Below are 21,634 nucleotides of genomic sequence, written 5' to 3'. Positions count from 1 at the left end.
GGCGACAACCTGAAGTTCGACGTTGAGCTGATCGCGCCAATCGCGATGGAGCAAGGCCTCCGCTTCGCGATCCGCGAAGGCGGTCGTACCGTTGGTGCGGGTGTTGTATCCAAGATTACTGAGTAACGGCGGCCCTGCCGCCGCGTGGGTGGCAGTTGCTCGCAAGAGCAATGAGAACCCACTCAGTTGTGACTAAACAGAAGGCCGCTTCCGAAAGGAGGCGGCCTTTTGGTTTATAAACGTGTTCCCCGATGCTCAATGATGGCCTTCTGGGCGCTTTTGCACATTGACTGTGCGAAAGGGGATAGATGAGTTTTCATATATTAATTCAATGACTTGAGATATTTTCAAGCGATATTCACGCTCGCGTGAAGTGATGCGACAGGTTCGTGTCTTCCAATCTACCGCCTTAGGCCCACATAGGCTCTAGTCGGCCACGGTGGGCTGATAGAACCCGACGTGGTCGGGTGATTATCTCAAGGAATGCGAACGATGAAAAAACTAATAATTTCTCTGGGTGTCGTGGCCAGCTTGCTCACTGGCCCAGCCGTTGCCAACACTAACGGGCAGGTCGAGACTTCCGATCTGGAAACCCTGTCGGACGTACAGTTAGACGCTCTTATTTCGATTCTTTCCGGGCTGCCGCGCCAGTAAGGCGTGACTTTTCTGCCTATCTCGTGGCGGGATCATTCAATTGGGCTCCAAATCTGGGCCGTGAGGGCAGATGATCTCTTGCAAAGACACCGCCGCTTTTATAACACCACCACATAAAGTGCAGGGGATTAGCTCAGTTGGTAGAGCATCGGTCTCCAAAACCGAGGGTCGTGAGTTCGAGTCTCTCATCCCCTGCCATTTAGTTTTTTAAGTCGGGGGCAGGTCGGCCACAATGAAATGTGTCTCCGACATCGTTTATGACCCGCGACACAAGCTCGAGCTTGATCTCTACCTCCCTGACAATCTGACTGCAGATGCCTGTGTCATCTATATGCACGGTGGAGGCTTTCGCCGCGGGCATCGGTCCCACGTCGAAGCGGGGCATTTCGCCCAAAGGTTGACGGACGCAGGGTATGCGATGGCTGCAATCAGCTATCGGTTACGGACTGACATGTCCGCATTTTCCGAAGATGATCAGGCCCATATCCAAGCGCAGATCGAGCGGTCCGAGAAGGTCGGGCTCGACCTGTCACCGAACCTCTATGGGGCGTCGTTTGTGGCGGCGATGGAGGACCTGTCAAACGCGATTGAGTATCTGTGGGTTGAAGGGGAGCGGCTTGGCATTGCGTCACGCAAACTTGGTATTTTGGGTATATCAGCTGGCGGCATCGCCGGATTGGCCTTGGCCTACCCGCCGATGCCTTGGGTGCGGCGCGTCTCGCGGCCCGATGCAGTCGTAGCGCTGAGCGCGGCGATCGTGCACCCTTGGCGGCTGGAGCCTAACGGGCCGCCTTGTCTGATGTTTCATGGCCCACAAGACCGGATCATCGACATGGGGAATGCCCAACTGGGGGCTGCACGGGCGCAACAGGTGGGTGCACCCGTCACCTTGATCGATACCAAGGTTAAGGGGCACGTCACACAGGTTGATGCTGTTTTGGATGGCACGCACCACGACGGAACACCTTACATGCAGTTGGTCTTGGATCAGTTTGCAAGGCTGCGCGACGAGGTGTAAAATCACCCTCCGGTTAATGTCGTCGTGGGGCGGAAGCGCAGGTTTCGCGTCGCTTCCTCTTGCAAAGCAGGCCAAGGGGACGTAACTGAGCGGCATAACACAACCAAGGGTCTGATCATGGCACGCACGAATCCAGCACAGTTTATCCAGCAGGTCCGAGGCGAGGTCTCCAAGATTGTATGGCCGGGTCGCCGTGAGGTAATGCTGACGACTGTGATGGTTTTCATCATGGCAACGATCACTGCGATCTTCTTCTCCCTCGTGGATGTTGGTATTCGCGCTGGTTTGAACGGCATTTTCGACCTGTTCTAAGTCTTCCGATCATCACTGGTTTTTCAAGCTGCGCTCATGCGCGCGGCTAACGTGCTGAAAAAGCGCTGGCAGTGCTGGGCGTTTTCCGCTCAGATCGCCCAAAGTTTAATACCAAAGGCGACGAACTTATGACCGACAAAAGCAACCGCACCCCTTCATTGGTTACGCGTGTGACGCAAGCTCTGCATTTTGTGGAGGCAGAGACGGGGGCCGTGATCCCGTCGATCCAGCCGACCGCGACTTACGCCCGTGATGAGAGCTATGAGGTTCGCAAGCCGTATTGGTATCGTCGCGACGGTAGCCAAACCACGGCGCAAGCCGAGGCCGTAATTTCGGAGATGGAAGGAGCGGCGGAATCGCTTCTGTTCGCGTCTGGTATGTCCGCTTGTACCGCCGTGATAGAGCACCTTCCGACGGGATCGCATGTTGTCGTGCCCAAAGTAATGTACCACGGGGTGCTGGCGCAAATTCAGGGCTATGCGGCCAAGGGCCGGATCAATGTGTCCTACTACACGGCTGGCAATCTGGAGGAGTTGGCCGCAGCGGTGGAGCCGGGGCAGACGACGCTTGTTTGGGTTGAAACGCCGAACAATCCCAATTGGGAGGTCACCGACATCGCCGCTGCGGCTGAGATTGCGCACGCAGCTGGTGCGAAACTGCTAACTGATTGCACGGGGACGCCGCCAAACCTGACGCGCGCTTTGGACTTCGGGGCGGATATCTCTTTCCACTCTGCCACCAAGTATCTGAACGGTCATTCAGATGTTACGGCTGGCGTGCTGTCCGTCCGTGAGACGGGTCAATTTTGGGAAGACATCTACATGGTGCGCAAGTTGCAAGGCACCGTGCTGCATTCGTTCGATGCGTGGTTGCTGATCCGAGGCATGCGAACACTGTTTCTGCGCGTGGAGCGTTCCTGCCAGAACGCGATGGCCGTGGCCAAGCATTTCGACGGCCATCCACAGATTGAGGCCGTTTTGTATCCCGGCTTGCCGTCAGACCCAGGCCACGCGGTTGCTAAGGCGCAAACGGGCGGGCAGTTCGGCGGGATGATGTCGATTATCGTCAAGGGTACGGAGCAAACAGCTATTGACGTGACCCGCTTTTGCGAAGTGTTTTACCCCGCGACATCGCTTGGCGGAGTGGAGAGCCTTATCGAGCACCGCAAGACAGTGTCCGGTGAGGGGTTCCCCGTGCATCCACGGCTTTTGCGTTTGTCTATTGGCATCGAGGATGTGAACGACTTGATCTATGATCTTGAGCAGGCCCTCTCGCGCGCGACGAGCTAGGATGTTTGAAAGCCGCGTGCAGGGGTAAATACCATCGCAACCCCTTGAATCTTGGGCCTGCGAGGCGTAATGCAGCGCTCAACACGAACACATGGCGCGTATCGATTCGAGATACGCGCTGTTTTCGTTTCGGCGGGAGTCACCGATCTTTAGGGTGCAACCGTTTGAAAGTAATGGAACTTACCGGCTAGGCCGGAACAGATAGAGGCGCAGGCAAGATGGCAAAACGTTGGTATTCGGTATCAGTGCTATCCAACTTCGAGAAGCGGATCGCGGAACAAATTCGTGCGGCCGCTGAAGAAAATGGCCTGCAGGACGAAATCGACGAAGTCTTGGTGCCGACCGAAGAAGTCATCGAAATCCGCCGCAACAAAAAAGTGACCGCAGAGCGCCGCTTCATGCCGGGCTATGTTTTGGTTCATATGGACATGTCCGACCGCGGCTACCACCTGATCAGCTCAATCAACCGCGTGACAGGCTTCCTTGGGCCGCAAGGCAAGCCGATGCCGATGCGCGACGCTGAAGTGCAAGCCATCTTGGGCCGTGTTGAAGAAGGCGCCGAGGCACCTCGCTCGACCATCGTGTTCGAGATTGGCGAAAACGTAAATGTAACCGACGGACCGTTCGAAGGGTTCGCAGGTCAGGTGGAAGAGGTCGACGACGAGAACCAACGCCTGAAGGTGACGGTATCGATCTTTGGCCGCGCAACGCCGGTCGAATTGGAATTCACACAGGTTACAAAAGCGACCTGATGTGCATCACGTGGGAGGTCTGCGGCACGCGTGCTGCAAGCCGGACCACGACAACTAGTAGCTTGAGGGTCGCGACCCGAGAGTGTTGAAAAAGGAGAAGGCCCATGGCCAAGAAGATCGCTGGCACGATGAAGCTGCAGGTTCCTGCAGGTCAAGCCAACCCATCCCCACCCGTAGGCCCTGCATTGGGTCAACGCGGTATTAACATCATGGAATTCTGTAAGGCGTTCAACGCTAAGACACAGGATCTGGAGCCAGGTGCGCCTTGCCCGACCGTGATCACATACTACCAAGACAAATCGTTCTCGATGGACATCAAGACGCCACCAGCGTCCTATTTCCTGAAGAAAGCGGCCAAGCTTAAGTCCGGCTCCAAAACGCCTTCGCGCGAAGTGGTTGGCCACGTGACGAGCAAGCAAGTCCGTGAGATTGCTGAAGCGAAAATGAAAGATCTGAACGCGAACGATATCGAGTCCGCGATGCAGATCATTCTGGGCTCTGCCCGTTCTATGGGCATTGAGGTGAAGTAATGGCTAAGCACGGAAAACGCACTACCGCCGCTCGTGAGCAATTCGCTGGCAAGCGCAACCTGACGGTAGAAGAGGCTGTTGCTCTGGTTAAGAACAACGCAAACGCCAAGTTCGACGAAACCGTTGAGATCGCAATGAACCTGGGTGTTGACCCACGTCACGCCGACCAAATGGTTCGCGGCGTGGTTGCCCTGCCAAACGGCACAGGCAAAACCATGCGCGTTGCTGTTTTTGCACGCGATGCGAAAGCTGAAGAAGCCAAAGCGGCTGGCGCAGACATCGTTGGCGCAGAGGACCTGATGGAAATCGTGCAGTCCGGCAAGATCGAGTTCGATCGTTGCATTGCGACACCTGACATGATGCCTATCGTTGGTCGTCTGGGTAAGGTTCTTGGCCCACGCAACTTGATGCCAAACCCTAAGGTTGGCACTGTGACTATGGACGTTAAAGCAGCTGTTGAAGCTGCTAAAGGCGGCGAAGTTCAGTTCAAAGTTGAAAAAGCTGGCGTTGTGCACGCGGGTATCGGCAAAGCATCCTTCGGTGAAGACAAGCTTGTTGAGAACGTTCGCGCATTCGTCGAGGCCGTGTCCAAAGCACGTCCAGCCGGCGCCAAAGGCAGCTACATGAAGAAGATCGTTGTGTCTTCGACAATGGGCCCAAGTGTAACGATCTCTGTTGAGAACGCTGCGGGTAGTTAAGTTCTGGGTGCCCTAAGCATCTATGAGAATTGACGAAAAGGGCGGGCCGCACTGGTCCGCCCTTTTTTCGTTTGCGGCTGATTGTGCGAAGTTCCGGCCAGTGGATTTAACGGATTTGGTTCAAATCCCATTCTTTTCCCCTAAAAGGCAAGCCCTCTAACGACCAGATAACCCCCAGAAGTGCTTAACGGACGCTTAAGTGCGCGTGTAGTGAGGGAAGGCCGCCGACGAAGAGTGTCAGGTGGCTGACGTAAAGATGGCAACAACTTTTGATGTAATAGCGCTCGGTGTTGTAGCCGATATGGATACGACGGAGGGCAACACCACGGCGGAAAACGCTAGCGCGCTGGTTGGGATGACCTTTGGCGGCGCGGGCAACGCATTGGTGAATAACATCCAGACATTGTCACCGGGTGCCACCGGCACATCCGGCGGCACCTCTACCGCGTACGACATGAACAACTTCGCATCAAACGAAACGTTCTCAATTAACGGCGGGCCAGACCAAACGTTCGACGGCACCTCCGTCTATAACGCGATAATAACCTACATCGACGGCACTACCGCGACGATCACGGCGGTTGTTTTCCAAGACACCGACGGGAACGCTTATCTCGCGCCGGAATTTTCCGCGAACACCGATCAAATGGCATTGGAGGCGGGGGCGATACGTTCCCTGACGCTCGATAGTTTGGTTGGAAACCGGTACTCGGGTTTGACCGCTAGCAGAGAGGACCCGACCTATGTGACCTGTTTCGCGGAGGGAACGCGTATACTGACGCAAAGTGGCGCGCGTATGGTCGAAGATCTGGCAGTTGGCGATAGTGTTTTAACCAAGGACAATGGTGCGCAGGCCATTCGCTGGATCGGAAAGACCTCCTGTGTGGCACGTGGTGCCTTGGCGCCAGTCAAGATCGCTGCGGGCGCGTTGGGGCAGGGACTGCCTGAGGCTGATTTGGTGGTGTCGCAGCAGCACCGCATGTTTGTCAGCTCAAAGATCGCGCTGCGCGTTGCGGGGAAGCAAGAGGTTTTGGTGGCTGCGAAGAAGTTGATTGGACTTCCGGGCATATCTCTTGTGGAGGACATGGAGGCCGTGACCTATTTTCACATCCTCCTAGATCAGCACGAAATTATTTTCGCGGAGGGTGCCCCTGCGGAGTCGCTTTTGACGGGGCCGATGGCGATCAAATCTATACATGCGGATGCGCTAAGTGAGATCCGCATGCTCTTTCCGGAGGTCATCGACGCTGGGGAGTCCCCTGCGCGCGCGATCGTAGAGGGCGCGCACGTTCGCCAGTTAGTTGCCCGTCACCTGAAAAACGGTCAGCCGTTGTTGCAGGTGTGAATTTTGGGAAACTTTAAGAAACCTGAAATAAATGACGTTTTCGGGCTTGGCATTGGCTGCTGGGAGGACTAATTGAGCACATGCTCTAGAGCGCGCGATTCGTCACGCGCTCTTTTGCGTTTCGTCCGAGATGGTGGGTTGGGGCCTCAAACCCCTTTAATTCCTGCCTGAGACGGGATCAGACCAGATTGACTGTGGGTGTAACCTTCAGGCGGTTCGGGCGTCCCGTGTACGATGGACCCAACCGCCGGAGTGATCCGGTAGACTGAGCCGGGGAGCAATCCCCACAATTGGAGTGAAACTGTGGATAGAGCACAAAAAGAAAAGCTGGTCGAAGAGCTCGGCCAGATCTTTGAAAGCTCTGGCGTCGTAGTGGTTAGCCACTACGAGGGTATCACGGTTGCTGAGATGCAGGACCTGCGCGCGCGTATGCGTGAAGTAGGTGGGTCCGTGCGTGTCGCCAAGAACAGGCTCGCCAAAATCGCTCTTGAGGGGCAGCCCTGCGCAAGCATCGCTGAATTCCTCGAGGGAATGACCGTTCTCGCCTACTCAGAGGACCCAGTTGCCGCCGCGAAAGTGGTGAACGACTATTCCAAGGACAACGACAAGCTCGTTATTCTTGGGGGTGCTATGGGCGAGACCGCGTTGGATGTCGCTGGTGTTAAAGCCGTGGCCGCTATGCCAAGCCGCGAGGAGCTTATTGCTTCCATCGTGGGTTGTATCGGCGCCCCTGCTTCGAACATCGCCGGCGCGATTGGCGCACCTGCCTCGAACGTGGCAAGCATTCTCAGCACCATCGAGGAAAAAGCAGCAGCTTAACCTCGGGAAGATACCTTCGTGGGGTTGATACCTACACGTTGGAACACAACTTAATAGAACGGAAACAGTATAATGGCTGATCTGAAAAAACTTGCTGAAGAGATTGTTGGTCTGACCCTTCTCGAAGCACAAGAACTGAAAACCATCCTCAAAGACGAGTATGGCATCGAGCCTGCAGCCGGTGGCGCAGTCATGATGGCTGGCCCAGCAGACGCTGGCGGCTCCGCTGAAGAGCAAACAGAATTTGACGTGATCCTGGTTTCTGCCGGTTCGGCAAAAATCAACGTCATCAAAGAAGTTCGCGCCATCACTGGCCTGGGCCTCAAAGAAGCAAAAGACCTGGTCGAAGCTGGCGGCAAAGCTGTCAAAGAAGGCGTCGACAAGGCCGAAGCAGACGAGATCAAAGGCAAGCTGGAAGCAGCTGGCGCAGAAGTCTCCGTCAAGTAATTGCTGCGCAGCCTAGCTGCGTTGACATAATAATAGCTGGATCCGGGCCAATTCCGGGTCCAGCTTTCCGCGTCTCAGAGAGTGCTTTGGTTTAGAGCGTTCTCTAAGGAGCGGTAAAGGTTCGGGAGCACGTCCTTGGGAAGGCGCGCAAGTATTGAACCGCATCTCCTTGATCCAAGTGGCATGCCACCCGGCCCCGGGGTGACATATCCGAGGAAATTGAAAGGCTTTGACGAGCATGGCTCAAACATACGTTGGTCAAAAACGCATCCGCAAATATTTCGGCAAAATCAATGAAGTTTTGGCTATGCCAAACCTCATCGAGGTGCAGAAATCATCATACGACCTGTTTCTGAAGTCTGGCGACCAGCTGGCACCGATGGACGGCGAAGGTATCAAGGGCGTCTTCCAGTCGGTTTTCCCGATTAAAGACTTCAATGAGACCGCAATCCTTGAGTTCGTAAAATACGAGCTGGAAAAACCGAAGTACGACGTCGAGGAATGTCAGCAACGCGACATGACTTACAGCGCTCCGCTGAAAGTGACCCTCCGTCTGATCGTGTTTGATATCGACGAGGATACAGGCGCAAAATCGGTAAAAGACATCAAAGAGCAAGACGTTTTCATGGGCGACATGCCTTTGATGACCCCGAACGGTACGTTCGTTGTGAACGGTACCGAGCGTGTTATCGTCTCTCAGATGCACCGTTCCCCCGGTGTGTTCTTTGACCATGACAAAGGCAAAACCCATTCTTCGGGTAAGCTGCTGTTCGCATGCCGCATCATCCCGTACCGTGGTTCTTGGCTGGACTTCGAGTTCGACGCAAAAGACGTCGTCTTCGCGCGCATCGACCGTCGCCGTAAGTTGCCCGTGTCGACCTTGCTCTATGCTTTGGGGCTGGATCAGGAAGGCATCATGGATGCCTATTACGACACCGTCGACTTCAACGCGGTGAAGAAAGGTGGCTGGTCCACCAAGTTCTTCCCAGAGCGTATCAAAGGCACGAAGCCGACGACGGACATCGTTGACGCGAAAACAGGTGAGATCATTGCCGAAGCTGGCAAGAAGGTCACGCCTCGTGCCGTTAAAAAGTTGATCGAAGAAGGTAACGTCGCAGACGTCCTGTTGCCGTTTGAGGGCATCATTGGCCGTTTTGTTGCTCGTGACATGATCAACGAAGAAACCGGCGAGATTTGGGTTGAAGCCGGCGACGAGCTGACTTGGGAACTCGACAAAAAGGGCGAAGAAGTTGTTGGCGGTACGCTGAAAACACTTCTCGATAACGGCGTCACCACCATCCCAACGCTGGATATCGACCACGTCAACGTCGGCCCATACATCCGCAACACTGTCGCGGTGGACAAAAACTTCAGCCGCGATACCGCGCTGATGGATATCTACCGCGTCATGCGTCCGGGCGAGCCGCCCACCGTTGAATCCGCATCCGCTTTGTTCGAGACCCTGTTCTTCGACAGCGAACGTTACGACCTGTCTGCTGTCGGCCGTGTTAAAATGAACATGCGCCTTGATCTGGATGCAGAGGACACCGTGCGCACGCTGCGCAAGGAAGACATCATCTCCTGCATCAAAGCGCTGGTTGACCTGCGTGATGGCCGCGGCGACATCGACGACATTGACCATTTGGGCAACCGTCGTGTGCGTTCCGTTGGCGAGCTGATGGAAAACCAGTACCGCGTTGGCCTGCTCCGCATGGAGCGCGCGATCAAAGAGCGTATGTCCTCCGTCGAAATCGACACGGTGATGCCGCAGGACCTGATCAACGCCAAACCGGCTGCTGCTGCAGTACGTGAATTCTTCGGCTCCTCGCAGCTGTCGCAATTCATGGACCAAACCAACCCGCTTTCCGAAGTCACGCACAAGCGCCGCTTGTCCGCGCTTGGGCCAGGTGGTCTAACACGTGAGCGTGCTGGCTTTGAGGTTCGCGACGTTCACCCAACTCACTACGGCCGTATGTGCCCGATTGAGACGCCGGAAGGCCCAAACATTGGTCTGATCAACTCGCTGGCAACTTTTGCCCGCGTGAACAAATATGGCTTCATCGAAACACCATACCGCAAGGTTGTGGACGGTGTTGTCACGGACGATGTCCAATACATGTCCGCGACCGAGGAAATGCGCCACACAGTTGCGCAGGCGAACGCCAACCTCGACGAAGACATGAAGTTCGTGAACGACTTGGTCTCGACCCGTCAGTCCGGCGAATACATGCTGCAAAGCAACGCCAATGTTGACTTGATTGACGTTAGCCCGAAGCAGTTGGTCTCGGTTGCGGCATCCTTGATCCCGTTCCTTGAAAATGACGATGCGAACAGGGCCTTGATGGGCTCGAACATGCAACGTCAGGCTGTTCCATTGCTGCAAGCTGATGCGCCATATGTGGGCACCGGTATTGAAGGCGTGGTGGCAACCGACTCTGGTGCGGCCATTCAAGCTGCACGCGGCGGTATCATCGACCAAGTCGATGCGACACGTATCGTTGTGCGTGTGACGGATGATCTGGAACCGGGTGACCCGGGTGTGGACATCTACCGTCTGCGCAAATTCCAGCGTTCCAACCAGAACACCTGCATCAACCAGCGTCCGCTGGTGAAAGTGGGCAATGTTGTGTCCGCTGGTCAGGTCATCGCGGATGGTCCGTCCACCGACATGGGGGAGTTGGCCCTTGGTAAGAACGTGCTCGTCGCGTTTATGCCTTGGAACGGCTACAACTATGAGGACTCCATCCTGATCTCCGAGCGTATCGCGCGTGACGACGTCTTCACCTCGATCCACATCGAGGAATTCGAAGTCGCTGCTCGTGACACGAAGCTTGGACCTGAAGAGATCACTCGCGATATCCCGAACGTTGGTGAAGAAGCGCTGCGCAACCTCGACGAGGCTGGCATCGTATACATCGGCGCAGACGTGGAGCCGGGCGACATTCTGGTTGGTAAGATCACACCGAAGGGTGAGAGCCCAATGACGCCGGAAGAAAAGCTTCTGCGCGCCATCTTTGGTGAGAAAGCTTCAGATGTGCGTGACACATCCTTGCGCGTGAAGCCGGGTGACTTCGGGACAGTGGTTGAGGTCCGCCTCTTTAACCGTCACGGCGTCGAGAAGGACGAGCGTTCGCTGCAAATCGAACGTGAGGAAATTGAGCGTCTGGCACGTGACCGCGACGACGAAATGGGCATCTTGGACCGCAACATCTATGCGCGTCTGCAAGGGATGATCCTTGGCAAAACCGCCGTGAAGGGTCCGAAAGGCGTTAAGCCGAATTCGGAAATCACCCCAGAATTGCTGGAAACTCTGTCGCGCGGCCAATGGTGGCAGCTGGCTTTGGCTGAAGAAACCGAAGCGGCGTCCGTCGAAGCACTGAACAGCCAGTATGAAGTGCAAAAAGACGCGCTTCAGGCTCGTTTCGAGGACAAGGTCGAGAAAGTTCGCCGTGGTGACGACTTGCCACCAGGCGTGATGAAGATGGTTAAAGTCTTCGTTGCGGTGAAGCGTAAGCTGCAACCGGGCGACAAGATGGCCGGTCGTCACGGCAACAAAGGCGTTATCTCCAAGGTTGTTCCAATGGAGGATATGCCATTCCTTGAGGATGGTACTCCGGTCGACTTCTGTCTGAACCCACTTGGTGTGCCTTCGCGTATGAACGTTGGTCAGATCCTTGAAACCCATATGGGTTGGGCTGCTCGCGGCTTGGGTCTGAAAATCGATGACGCTTTGGAAGACTTCAAACGTTCTGGCGACAGCCAGCCGGTTCGCGATGCCCTGCATCATGCGTATGGTGAAGAAACTTACAACGATGCTTTTGGGGGTATGATCGAAGCCGATATGATCGAATCCGCCGAGGCTGTGCGCCGTGGTGTTCCAATCGCGACGCCGGTTTTCGATGGTGCCAAAGAGGCGGACATTAACGAAGCGCTGACGAAAGCGGGCTTCGACACGTCGGGTCAGTCGGTTCTGTTCGATGGTCGCACGGGGGAGCAATTCTCCCGTAAGGTCACGGTGGGTGTTAAATACCTGCTGAAACTGCACCACCTTGTGGACGATAAAATCCACGCACGCTCTACCGGGCCATACTCGCTCGTCACGCAACAACCGCTGGGTGGTAAAGCCCAGTTCGGTGGTCAGCGTTTCGGGGAGATGGAAGTCTGGGCTCTGGAAGCATACGGCGCCGCTTACACCTTGCAGGAAATGCTGACGGTGAAATCGGATGACGTGGCTGGCCGGACGAAAGTCTACGAGTCAATCGTCAAGGGCGAGGACAACTTCGAGGCCGGTATTCCGGAATCGTTCAACGTTCTCGTGAAAGAAGTGCGGGGCCTCGGCCTCAACATGGAACTCCTGGATGCGGAGGAGGAGTAGGGCGCTCGCGCCCCACTCAACCCATCCCCTAATTTGTAAGGACGCAAAATGAACCAGGAACTGACAACCAACCCGTTCAACCCGATCGCGCCGCCCAAAAGCTTTGACGAAATCAAAGTTTCCTTGGCGTCGCCAGAGCGGATTTTGAGCTGGTCCTACGGCGAGATCAAAAAGCCGGAAACCATTAACTACCGTACGTTCAAACCAGAGCGGGACGGTCTGTTCTGCGCACGCATCTTTGGCCCAGTCAAAGACTACGAATGCCTGTGCGGTAAATATAAGCGCATGAAGTATCGCGGCGTTGTCTGCGAGAAGTGTGGTGTTGAAGTTACGCTTCAAAAAGTACGCCGTGAGCGTATGGGCCACATCGAGCTGGCAGCCCCGGTTGCGCACATCTGGTTCCTCAAGTCGCTTCCGTCCCGGATCGGCCTGATGCTGGATATGACCCTGCGCGATCTGGAACGCATTCTCTACTTCGAGAACTACGTTGTGATCGAGCCTGGTCTGACAGACCTGACCTACGGCCAACTGATGACCGAGGAAGAATTCCTCGACGCGCAAGACGCTTACGGCATGGACGCCTTCACCGCCAACATCGGTGCTGAAGCGATCCGCGAAATGCTGGCCGCGATCGACCTCGAAGGTGAAGCTGACCAACTGCGTGAAGACCTCAAAGAGGCCACCGGTGAACTGAAACCTAAGAAGATCATCAAGCGCCTGAAGCTGGTCGAGAACTTCCTCGAGTCCGGCAACCGTCCGGAGTGGATGGTTCTGACAGTCGTTCCTGTGATCCCGCCAGAGCTGCGCCCGCTGGTGCCGCTGGATGGTGGTCGTTTCGCGACTTCCGATCTGAACGACCTGTACCGCCGCGTGATCAACCGGAACAACCGCCTGAAGCGCCTGATCGAGCTTCGCGCGCCGGACATCATCGTGCGCAACGAGAAGCGTATGCTGCAGGAATCTGTGGATGCGCTGTTCGACAACGGCCGTCGTGGCCGGACCATCACGGGTGCGAACAAGCGTCCGCTGAAGTCCTTGTCCGACATGCTGAAGGGTAAGCAAGGTCGCTTCCGTCAGAACCTTTTGGGTAAGCGCGTCGACTTCTCCGGTCGTTCGGTCATTGTGACTGGTCCGGAGCTGAAACTGCATCAATGTGGTCTTCCTAAGAAGATGGCGTTGGAGCTGTTCAAGCCGTTCATCTACTCGCGTCTGGAGGCCAAAGGTCTGTCCTCCACCGTGAAGCAGGCGAAGAAGCTGGTTGAGAAAGAGCGTCCAGAAGTCTGGGATATCCTCGACGAGGTTATTCGCGAACACCCAGTGATGCTGAACCGTGCACCTACTTTGCACCGTTTGGGCATCCAAGCGTTCGAACCGGTGCTGATCGAAGGTAAAGCCATTCAGCTGCACCCGCTGGTCTGTTCTGCCTTTAACGCCGACTTTGACGGCGACCAAATGGCTGTTCACGTGCCACTTTCGCTGGAAGCCCAGTTGGAAGCGCGCGTCTTGATGATGTCGACCAACAACGTTCTGTCCCCTGCAAACGGCGCACCAATCATCGTGCCATCGCAGGATATGATCCTTGGTCTCTATTACATCACCATGGAACGCGAAGGCATGCACGGCGAAGGCAAAATCTTCTCGAACGTGGATGAAGTGCAGCACGCGCTTGATTCCGGCGAGGTGCATCTGCACGCCAAGATCCAAGCCCGCCTGCCGCAGATTGATGCCGAAGGTAACGAGGTGCTGACGCGCTTTGAGACTACGCCAGGCCGTATCCGTCTGGGTGCGTTGCTGCCGCTGAACGCGAAAGCACCGTTCTCGCTGGTCAACCGCCTTCTGCGTAAGAAGGAAGTTCAGCAGGTTATTGACACCGTCTACCGCTACTGTGGTCAGAAAGAGTCCGTGATCTTCTGTGACCAGATCATGACCATGGGCTTCCGTGAAGCGTTCAAGGCCGGGATTTCGTTCGGTAAAGACGACATGATCATTCCTGACAGCAAGTGGCCAATCGTTGACGGCACACGCGGTCAGGTGAAAGAGTTCGAACAGCAGTACATGGACGGTCTGATCACTCAGGGCGAGAAGTACAACAAAGTTATCGATGCATGGTCGAAGTGTAACGACCAAGTTACCGACGCCATGATGGCCAACATTTCTGACTCCGGTCGGGACGAGAACGGCGCTGAGAACGAGCCGAACTCCGTTTACATGATGGCCCACTCTGGTGCGCGTGGCTCGGTTACGCAGATGAAACAGCTGGGCGGTATGCGTGGTCTGATGGCCAAGCCGAACGGTGAGATCATCGAGACACCGATCATTTCGAACTTTAAGGAAGGTCTGACCGTTCTGGAGTACTTCAACTCCACGCACGGTGCTCGTAAGGGTCTGTCGGATACTGCTTTGAAAACCGCGAACTCGGGTTACCTGACACGTCGCCTGGTGGACGTTGCGCAAGACTGCATCGTTCGTATGCACGACTGTGGCACCGAAAACTTCATCAACGCATCTTCTGCGGTGAACGACGGTGAAGTGGTTGCGTCCATTGGTGAGCGTCTTCTAGGCCGTACGGCTGCTGAAGACATCATGATGCCTGGTACGGACGAAATCATCGTCGCCCGTGACGAGCTGATTGACGAGCGTAAGGCTGATGCCATCGACGCGGCAGACATCCCGACTGCACGTATGCGTTCGCCACTGACCTGTGAGGCCGAAGAAGGCGTCTGCGCCATGTGCTACGGCCGCGACTTGGCCCGTGGTACCTTGGTCAACACCGGTGAAGCTGTCGGCATTATCGCTGCGCAGTCCATTGGTGAGCCTGGTACACAGCTGACAATGCGGACGTTCCACATTGGTGGTGTTGCACAGGGTGGCCAACAGTCGTTCCTCGAGGCATCGCAAGAGGGTACGGTCGCGTTCGAGAACGCATCCATCCTTGAGAACGCGTCGGGCGAGAAAGTGGTTATGGGGCGCAACATGCAGCTCACAATCACGGATGCGAACGGCACGGAACGCGCACGCCACAAGATCGGCTATGGTTCGAAGATGCACATCGACGATGGCGCAAAAGTGACCCGTGGCGACAAGATGTTCGAATGGGACCCATACACCCTTCCGATCATTGCGGAAAAAGACGGCAAGGCCCGTTTTGTTGACCTTGTGTCCGGCATCGCCGTCAAAGACGAGACAGATGATGCAACAGGCATGACCCAGAAAATCGTGGTCGACTGGCGCGCTGCCCCTAAAGGCAACGAGCTTAAGCCTGAGGTGATCATCGAAGGTGCGGACGGCGAACCTGTACGTCTGGAAAATGGCAACCCTGCCACCTACCCGATGTCCGTGGACGCTATTCTGTCGATCGAAGACGGTCAGGACATCAAAGCTGGTGACGTGGTTGCGCGTATCCCTCGCGAGGGTGCCAAGACCAAGGATATTACCGGTGGTCTGCCACGTGTTGCTGAACTCTTTGAGGCGCGTCGCCCCAAAGATCACGCAATCATCGCGGAAATCGACGGGTATGTTCGCTTCGGCAAGGACTACAAAAACAAGCGTCGTATCGCGATCGAGTCTTCGGATGATCCGGATGTAAAAGTCGAATACATGGTGCCGAAGGGCAAACACATCCCTGTGGCCGAAGGCGACTTCGTCCAAAAAGGCGATTACATCATGGACGGCAACCCTGCGCCGCATGATATTCTCGGTATCATGGGTGTTGAGGCCTTGGCTGACTACATGATCGACGAAGTCCAAGACGTGTACCGCCTGCAAGGCGTGAAGATTAACGATAAACACATCGAGGTTATCGTTCGTCAGATGCTGCAAAAGTGGGAGGTGCAGTCGTCCGGTATGACAACGTTGCTCAAAGGCGAGCACGTGGACAAAGCCGAATTCGATGCGGCCAACGCTAAGGCCATCTCGAAGGGCGGGGAGCCAGCGACTGGCGAGCCGATCTTGCTTGGTATCACGAAGGCGTCTTTGCAGACCCGTTCGTTCATCTCTGCGGCGTCGTTCCAAGAGACCACACGCGTACTCACAGAAGCCTCCACAATGGGCAAACGTGATAAGCTGATCGGCCTCAAAGAGAACGTAATCGTGGGCCGTCTGATCCCAGCCGGCACCGGTGGTGCGACGCAGAAGATGCGCCGTGTTGCTCAAGATCGCGACAACGTGGTTATCGAAGCACGCAAGGCCGAAGCGGAAGCCGCATTGGCCCTTGCCGCACCAGAGGACACCGTCATGGACGATCCGATGGAGACGATTATGGTGGACACACCCGAAAGCCGCGACGAATAAGTCGCGCCTTTCGCAAAGTATAAAAAAGCCCCCGCCGAAAAGTCGGCGGGGGCTTTTTCGTTTCTAAAATAAGCTTTTTCTTATTTCAGCTTTTCAGTCACGTGATCCGCGAACGTTGCGACCATCTCGTCGTAATAGTCGGATGTGCTACGTGTGATGAACACGAGGCTCGCATCTGGCGATAGAACGACCGGCGCTGGCTCATAGGAGACTGTCAGCGTGTAAGCTTGGTGCTCAGAGTTGTCTTGCAGGTTGTTTACCGAGACGGAGCCAATCAGTTCCGACTTCTCGATACCGAGTACCGACTGGAAGCTGTTTGCCAACGACAGTTCGTCGATGTCCACGATTACGCTGGCGCCGTCGTCTGCGATTTGGTCAGTCAGACGTGCAACGATTGCGTTTTCCAGATCGTCGGCGACGCTTGTCCAGTAGGCCGCAGCGTTTTCGTTTTGGATCGCTTCCAGATCGACGTCGACTTCAACTGCGCGCACGGAGGTGGTGGCGAAAGCAGCCGTGCTGGACAGGAGGATGGCGATTGCGGGTGTCGCGAGTGTCTTAAACATTGTCATTTCCATTCTTTCAGTTGTCAGGGCGAGTGAGCCGCTGTGATGTCATGACAACGTTGCGGCGGACGAAGAGTTCCATCACAGCCCAAGAGACTTTTCGAATGGGGCGCTTCTTGAACTGCAAAATGGCGCTATCCGGAGGGCACTTTCGGTGATACCTGCGGTTGTATGGCTTTAACAGATAACACCCGCGGCGCGCTCTACATGATGGGCTCTATGACGGCGTTCACTTTGAACGACGCCTGCATGAAACTGCTGTCCGGAGAGCTGCCGTTGTTTCAGGCGCTAGTGCTCCGATCCATTGCGGTGATCGCGTTTCTAGGCTTCATGGCGTGGCGGGCAGGGGCCTTTACAAAGCGCATCTCGCGTCAAGACCAACTGCTCATCGCCTTGCGGACTGGGGTCGAGATGGCCGCCGCGTTCTTTTTCATATCAGCACTGTTTCATCTGCCCATCGCCGATGTCACTGCAATCCTGCAGGCGCTGCCGTTGACCGTTACGCTTGCCGGCGCCGTGTTCTTAGGGGAAGCCGTGGGCTGGAAGCGGATACTGGCGATCATGGTCGGGTTCTGCGGAGTCATTCTTATCTTGCGACCTCCTTTCCTTTTTGGGGCGGGGAGCGGTTTTTCAGTCTATTCTATATACGTGTTGATGGCGGTCGCCTGCGTCACAGTGCGAGACCTATGTGCACGTCGCATCTCAGCGGCTGTCCCGTCTATGACCATCGCGCTTGCCGCTGCTGTGGGGGTAATGACACTGGGCGTGGTTGGCTCGTTCACCGAGGACTGGCAACCGGTGAGCATGGCGTCGGCGCTCTCCTTATGCGGGGCAAGTTTCTTTGTCATCGGCGGTTACGTGTTCTCTGTCTCGGCTATGCGGTCGGGCGAGATCGGGTTCGTCGCACCTTTCCGCTACACCAGCTTGATTGCAGCTTTGCTATTGGGCTTGTTTGTCTTCGGTGATTGGCCGGATCAGTTGACGCTTCTCGGCTCCGCTATCGTGGTCGCGACGGGCTTGTTTACGTTGTACCGCGAGCGGCTGAACGCAAAACGAACGCGCCACGGACTGCGACCACGCTAAGGGTGGGGCGCCGCAAGACGGGCAATGGGGCCACAACGGTTGACACCCCACGCGACTCCGCTTATCACGCGCGCAATCAGGTCGAGGAACGCTTGGCTTGTTATCAAAATTTAGTGGTCACGATCCGGACACTTATTCGTCCCGATCCTCTGTAATCGCACCGCGCGGATCCCAGGTAGGGTAACCCGCTGCGGGTCTTTGTGTTTGCGGACGCGCAAGTGCAGCCAAGAATTAAGCGGGGCGCGCGCGTGTGCCCCAAACGAGTTTGAAACCAAGGGGACGATCCTCAATGCCAACGATCCAACAGCTGATCCGCAAACCGCGCCAGCCAAAACGCAAGACTTCCAAGTCTCAGCACCTAGAGCAATGCCCACAAAAGCGCGGCGTTTGCACACGTGTCTATACAACGACACCAAAGAAACCGAACTCCGCTATGCGTAAGGTTGCCAAAGTGCGCCTGACAAACGGCTTCGAGGTCATCTCCTACATTCCAGGTGAAAGCCACAACCTTCAGGAGCACTCTGTGGTGCTGATCCGCGGCGGTCGTGTAAAAGACCTTCCGGGTGTCCGTTACCACATCCTGCGCGGTGTGTTGGATACCCAAGGCGTTAAAGATCGTAAGCAACGTCGTTCGAAATACGGCGCGAAGCGTCCGAAGTAAGGAAGAGATTACATGTCACGTCGTCACGCCGCTGAAAAACGCGAAATTCTGCCGGACGCCAAATTTGGCGACCGCGTTCTGAGTAAGTTCATGAACAACCTTATGATCGATGGCAAAAAATCTGCCGCCGAACGTATCGTATACAACGCATTTGACCGCGTTGAAGCCAAGCTGAAGAAAGCTCCTGTGGAAGTGTTCCACGAAGCGCTTGAGCTGATCAAACCATCCGTCGAAGTGCGCTCGCGCCGCGTTGGTGGTGCTACATACCAGGTTCCAGTTGAAGTGCGCCCAGAGCGCCGCGAAGCACTGGCCATCCGCTGGTTGATCAAAGCTGCGCGCTCGCGCAACGAGCACACAATGGAAGAACGTCTTGCTGGCGAATTGATGGATGCTGTGAACTCCCGTGGTTCCGCCGTCAAAAAACGCGAAGACACCCACAAGATGGCCGACGCGAACAAAGCGTTCAGCCACTACCGCTGGTAAGAGGAAAGCACCACTATGGCACGCGATTATCCCCTCGAACGCTACCGGAACTTCGGTATTATTGCGCACATTGATGCCGGTAAGACCACCTGCTCCGAGCGTATCCTGTTCTATACAGGTAAGTCCCACAACATCGGCGAAGTCCACGACGGCGCAGCAACGATGGACTGGATGGAGCAGGAGCAGGAACGGGGTATTACAATTACTTCCGCTGCAACGACGACATTCTGGGAACGCACCGAAGACGGCGTAACAGCCGACTCCGAAAAGCACCGCATGAACATCATCGACACCCCGGGCCACGTTGACTTTACGATCGAAGTTGAGCGTTCCTTGGCTGTTCTTGATGGTGCGGTTACCGTTCTTGACGGTAACGCAGGTGTTGAGCCGCAGACTGAAACCGTTTGGCGTCAGGCTGACCGCTATAAAGTTCCACGTATCGTGTTCGTCAACAAAATGGATAAGATCGGCGCGGACTTCTTTAACTGCGTTCACATGATCGAAGACCGTACAGGCGCGACAGCTATTCCTGTTGGCATCCCAATTGGTGCCGAAACAGAGCTGGAAGGCCTGATCGACCTCGTGACTATGGAAGAATGGCTGTGGCAGGGCGAAGACCTTGGTGCATCCTGGATCAAGGTTCCTGTCCGTGACAGCTTGAAGGCGCAAGCCGACGAATGGCGTGGCAAAATGATCGAAGCCGCCGTCGAAATGGACGACGACGCGATGATGGAATACCTCGAAGGCAACGAGCCTGACGTTCCAACACTGCGCAAGCTTCTTCGCAAGGGCTGCCTTGAGCTGAAATTCGTTCCTGTTCTGGGCGGTTCCGCGTTCAAGAACAAAGGCGTTCAGCCACTCCTCAACGCTGTTATCGACTACCTGCCGTCCCCACTGGACGTTGTCGATTACATGGGCTTTGCACCGGGCGATGAGACAGAGGAACGTAACATTCCTCGTCGCGCTGACGACAACATGCCGTTCTCTGGCCTTGCGTTCAAAATCATGAACGACCCTTACATGGGCACGCTGACGTTCACACGTATCTACTCTGGCAAGCTTGCCAAGGGTGACACGCTGATGAACACCACGAAGGGCAACAAAGAGCGTATCGGCCGTATGGTGATGATGCACTCCAACAAGCAAGATGAAATCACCGAAGCATTCGCTGGTGACATCATTGCGCTTGCTGGTCTGAAGAACACCACGACAGGTGACACTTTGTCGGACGATAAAGAGCAAGTGGTTCTGGAAACGATGACGTTCCCCGATCCAGTGATCGAGATCGCCGTTGAGCCTAAGACCAAAGCCGACCAAGAGAAAATGTCTCTGGGTCTGCAGCGTCTGGCAGCTGAGGATCCATCCTTCCGCGTGGAAACCGACATTGAGTCCGGTCAAACCATCATGAAGGGCATGGGCGAACTTCACCTCGACATCTTGGTGGACCGTCTGAAGCGCGAATTCAAAGTTGAAGCCAACATTGGTGCGCCTCAGGTTGCTTACCGCGAGACCATCGGCCACGAAGTTGAGCACACCTACACCCACAAGAAGCAGTCGGGTGGTTCTGGTCAGTTCGGCGAAGTCAAGATGATCATCTCTCCGACAGAGCCTGGCGAAGGTTACTCGTTCGAGAGCAAGATCGTTGGTGGTGCTATTCCGAAGGAATACATCCCAGGCGTTGAAAAAGGCATCAACTCCGTCATGGACAGCGGCCCTCTGGCTGGCTTCCCTGTGATCGACTTCAAAGTGGCTCTGATCGACGGTAAGTTCCACGACGTTGACTCCAGCATCCTGGCATTCGAGATCGCAGCACGTATGTGTATGCGTGAAGGTATGCGCAAAGCTGGCGCCAAACTTCTGGAGCCAGTGATGAAGGTCGAAGTTGTGACACCGGAAGAGTATACCGGCGGCATCATCGGAGATCTGACATCGCGTCGTGGTCAGGTGCAGGGGCAAGATACACGCGGCAACGCGATTGCTATCGACGCGACTGTGCCTTTGGCGAACATGTTCGGCTACATCAACACCTTGCGGTCGATGTCGTCGGGTCGTGCGAACTTCACCATGCAGTTCGATCACTACGAGCCAGTGCCACACGCGATCTCTGAAGAGATCCAGTCTAAATTCGCATAACTTCGATGCGCGCCTCAGGCGCGCATCGTTCCTCACGTCGGGCGAGGCTCACCTCGCCACCCGCAGATAAAGTAACAGGAGGCCATCATGGCTAAGGAAAAGTTTGAACGCTCTAAACCGCACGTTAACATCGGCACAATCGGCCACGTTGACCACGGTAAAACCACGCTGACAGCAGCAAT

At 55.6% G+C, this 21,634-nt stretch carries 19 protein-coding genes, 1 tRNA gene and 1 pseudogene; 20 read left to right on the top strand and 1 reads right to left on the bottom strand.

The features are described from left to right. The 15 genes and pseudogenes from BLW66_RS17715 to rpoC form a co-directional block, all read left to right on the top strand. On the top strand, positions 1–126 hold a 126-nt coding region (locus BLW66_RS17715; protein ID WP_483099575.1), incomplete at its 5' end, for an EF-Tu C-terminal domain-related protein. Positions 127–492: 366 nt separating this feature from the next. After that, positions 493–654 (top strand): hypothetical protein, encoded by a 162-nt coding sequence (locus tag BLW66_RS18005; protein WP_170833524.1) that lies wholly within the window; start codon positions 493–495, stop codon positions 652–654. 122 nt (positions 655–776) lie between these two features. Next, positions 777–852, top strand: a tRNA-Trp gene (locus tag BLW66_RS17710). Positions 853–886: 34 nt separating this feature from the next. Further along, positions 887–1,099: pseudogene (locus tag BLW66_RS18300) on the top strand (hypothetical protein); the annotation flags it as partial. A gap of 6 nt (positions 1,100–1,105) precedes the next feature. Next, positions 1,106–1,672 carry an alpha/beta hydrolase gene (locus BLW66_RS17705; RefSeq protein ID WP_170833523.1) on the top strand — a complete coding sequence of 189 codons (567 nt, stop codon included), beginning with the start codon at positions 1,106–1,108 and terminating at the stop codon, positions 1,670–1,672. Positions 1,673–1,789: 117 nt separating this feature from the next. Continuing rightward, the gene (secE, locus tag BLW66_RS17700; RefSeq protein WP_089949215.1) at positions 1,790–1,984 is read left to right on the top strand and encodes a preprotein translocase subunit SecE; all 195 of its coding nucleotides are present in this window, start codon (positions 1,790–1,792) and stop codon (positions 1,982–1,984) included. Between the two features lie 128 nt (positions 1,985–2,112). Further along, the gene (locus BLW66_RS17695; protein WP_089949213.1) at positions 2,113–3,273 is read left to right on the top strand and encodes a trans-sulfuration enzyme family protein; all 1,161 of its coding nucleotides are present in this window, start codon (positions 2,113–2,115) and stop codon (positions 3,271–3,273) included. 218 nt (positions 3,274–3,491) lie between these two features. After that, positions 3,492–4,025, top strand: a complete 534-nt coding sequence (gene nusG, locus BLW66_RS17690; RefSeq protein WP_089949211.1) for a transcription termination/antitermination protein NusG — start codon at positions 3,492–3,494, stop codon at positions 4,023–4,025. 104 nt (positions 4,026–4,129) lie between these two features. Continuing rightward, positions 4,130–4,555, top strand: coding sequence for a 50S ribosomal protein L11 (gene rplK, locus BLW66_RS17685; protein WP_089949209.1), 426 nt, complete (start codon positions 4,130–4,132; stop codon positions 4,553–4,555). Further along, complete coding sequence (gene rplA, locus BLW66_RS17680) at positions 4,555–5,253, top strand: 50S ribosomal protein L1 (protein ID WP_089949207.1); 699 nt, start codon at positions 4,555–4,557, stop codon at positions 5,251–5,253. Before rplK ends, rplA begins: the two co-directional genes overlap by 1 nt. A gap of 241 nt (positions 5,254–5,494) precedes the next feature. Further along, the gene (locus BLW66_RS17675) at positions 5,495–6,598 is read left to right on the top strand and encodes a Hint domain-containing protein (protein ID WP_244508693.1); all 1,104 of its coding nucleotides are present in this window, start codon (positions 5,495–5,497) and stop codon (positions 6,596–6,598) included. A 303-nt stretch (positions 6,599–6,901) separates the two neighbouring features. Next, positions 6,902–7,417, top strand: a complete 516-nt coding sequence (rplJ, locus tag BLW66_RS17670; protein WP_089949199.1) for a 50S ribosomal protein L10 — start codon at positions 6,902–6,904, stop codon at positions 7,415–7,417. A 72-nt stretch (positions 7,418–7,489) separates the two neighbouring features. Continuing rightward, the gene (gene rplL / locus BLW66_RS17665; RefSeq protein WP_089949197.1) at positions 7,490–7,864 is read left to right on the top strand and encodes a 50S ribosomal protein L7/L12; all 375 of its coding nucleotides are present in this window, start codon (positions 7,490–7,492) and stop codon (positions 7,862–7,864) included. 238 nt (positions 7,865–8,102) lie between these two features. After that, positions 8,103–12,239 (top strand): DNA-directed RNA polymerase subunit beta, encoded by a 4,137-nt coding sequence (gene rpoB, locus BLW66_RS17660; protein ID WP_089949193.1) that lies wholly within the window; start codon positions 8,103–8,105, stop codon positions 12,237–12,239. A gap of 48 nt (positions 12,240–12,287) precedes the next feature. After that, entirely contained in the window at positions 12,288–16,529 is a 4,242-nt protein-coding gene (gene rpoC / locus BLW66_RS17655) for a DNA-directed RNA polymerase subunit beta' (RefSeq protein ID WP_089949191.1), read from the top strand. Positions 16,530–16,609: 80 nt separating this feature from the next. Here rpoC and BLW66_RS17650 read toward each other — a convergent pair whose 3' ends face one another. Further along, a complete protein-coding gene (locus BLW66_RS17650; RefSeq protein WP_089949189.1) occupies positions 16,610–17,092 on the bottom strand; it encodes a hypothetical protein in 483 nt (160 codons plus the stop codon). A 171-nt stretch (positions 17,093–17,263) separates the two neighbouring features. On the opposite strand from BLW66_RS17650, the gene BLW66_RS17645 reads away from it, so the two are divergent. From BLW66_RS17645 to BLW66_RS17625, 5 genes are all read left to right on the top strand, one after another. Further along, complete coding sequence (locus tag BLW66_RS17645; protein ID WP_089949186.1) at positions 17,264–18,175, top strand: DMT family transporter; 912 nt, start codon at positions 17,264–17,266, stop codon at positions 18,173–18,175. 289 nt (positions 18,176–18,464) lie between these two features. Continuing rightward, the gene (gene rpsL, locus BLW66_RS17640) at positions 18,465–18,836 is read left to right on the top strand and encodes a 30S ribosomal protein S12 (RefSeq protein ID WP_089949183.1); all 372 of its coding nucleotides are present in this window, start codon (positions 18,465–18,467) and stop codon (positions 18,834–18,836) included. A 12-nt stretch (positions 18,837–18,848) separates the two neighbouring features. Next, positions 18,849–19,319 (top strand): 30S ribosomal protein S7, encoded by a 471-nt coding sequence (gene rpsG, locus BLW66_RS17635; protein WP_073142197.1) that lies wholly within the window; start codon positions 18,849–18,851, stop codon positions 19,317–19,319. A 15-nt stretch (positions 19,320–19,334) separates the two neighbouring features. Then, the gene (fusA, locus tag BLW66_RS17630) at positions 19,335–21,452 is read left to right on the top strand and encodes an elongation factor G (protein ID WP_089949180.1); all 2,118 of its coding nucleotides are present in this window, start codon (positions 19,335–19,337) and stop codon (positions 21,450–21,452) included. Between the two features lie 87 nt (positions 21,453–21,539). Beyond that, positions 21,540–21,634 (top strand): GTP-binding protein (locus BLW66_RS17625; protein WP_002583150.1); only part of this gene is annotated, 95 nt, incomplete at its 3' end.

The sequence above is a fragment of the Litoreibacter albidus genome (assembly GCF_900107015.1).
Classification (GTDB): domain Bacteria; phylum Pseudomonadota; class Alphaproteobacteria; order Rhodobacterales; family Rhodobacteraceae; genus Litoreibacter; species Litoreibacter albidus.
Note: the sequence above shows the minus strand (reverse complement) of the source record. Positions and strands in the feature narration are given on the sequence as shown.

Coding starts and splice junctions, on each gene's coding strand:
- nusG (WP_089949211.1), top strand. CDS start 3,492: ATGGCAAAACGTTGGTATTCGGTATCAGTGCTATCCAACTTCGAGAAG.
- rpsL (WP_089949183.1), top strand. CDS start 18,465: ATGCCAACGATCCAACAGCTGATCCGCAAACCGCGCCAGCCAAAACGC.
- BLW66_RS18005 (WP_170833524.1), top strand. CDS start 493: ATGAAAAAACTAATAATTTCTCTGGGTGTCGTGGCCAGCTTGCTCACT.
- rplA (WP_089949207.1), top strand. CDS start 4,555: ATGGCTAAGCACGGAAAACGCACTACCGCCGCTCGTGAGCAATTCGCT.
- secE (WP_089949215.1), top strand. CDS start 1,790: ATGGCACGCACGAATCCAGCACAGTTTATCCAGCAGGTCCGAGGCGAG.
- rpoC (WP_089949191.1), top strand. CDS start 12,288: ATGAACCAGGAACTGACAACCAACCCGTTCAACCCGATCGCGCCGCCC.
- BLW66_RS17650 (WP_089949189.1), bottom strand. CDS start 17,092: ATGTTTAAGACACTCGCGACACCCGCAATCGCCATCCTCCTGTCCAGC.
- rpoB (WP_089949193.1), top strand. CDS start 8,103: ATGGCTCAAACATACGTTGGTCAAAAACGCATCCGCAAATATTTCGGC.
- BLW66_RS17705 (WP_170833523.1), top strand. CDS start 1,106: ATGTCCGCATTTTCCGAAGATGATCAGGCCCATATCCAAGCGCAGATC.
- BLW66_RS17645 (WP_089949186.1), top strand. CDS start 17,264: ATGGCTTTAACAGATAACACCCGCGGCGCGCTCTACATGATGGGCTCT.
- fusA (WP_089949180.1), top strand. CDS start 19,335: ATGGCACGCGATTATCCCCTCGAACGCTACCGGAACTTCGGTATTATT.
- BLW66_RS17695 (WP_089949213.1), top strand. CDS start 2,113: ATGACCGACAAAAGCAACCGCACCCCTTCATTGGTTACGCGTGTGACG.
- rplL (WP_089949197.1), top strand. CDS start 7,490: ATGGCTGATCTGAAAAAACTTGCTGAAGAGATTGTTGGTCTGACCCTT.
- rplK (WP_089949209.1), top strand. CDS start 4,130: ATGGCCAAGAAGATCGCTGGCACGATGAAGCTGCAGGTTCCTGCAGGT.
- rpsG (WP_073142197.1), top strand. CDS start 18,849: ATGTCACGTCGTCACGCCGCTGAAAAACGCGAAATTCTGCCGGACGCC.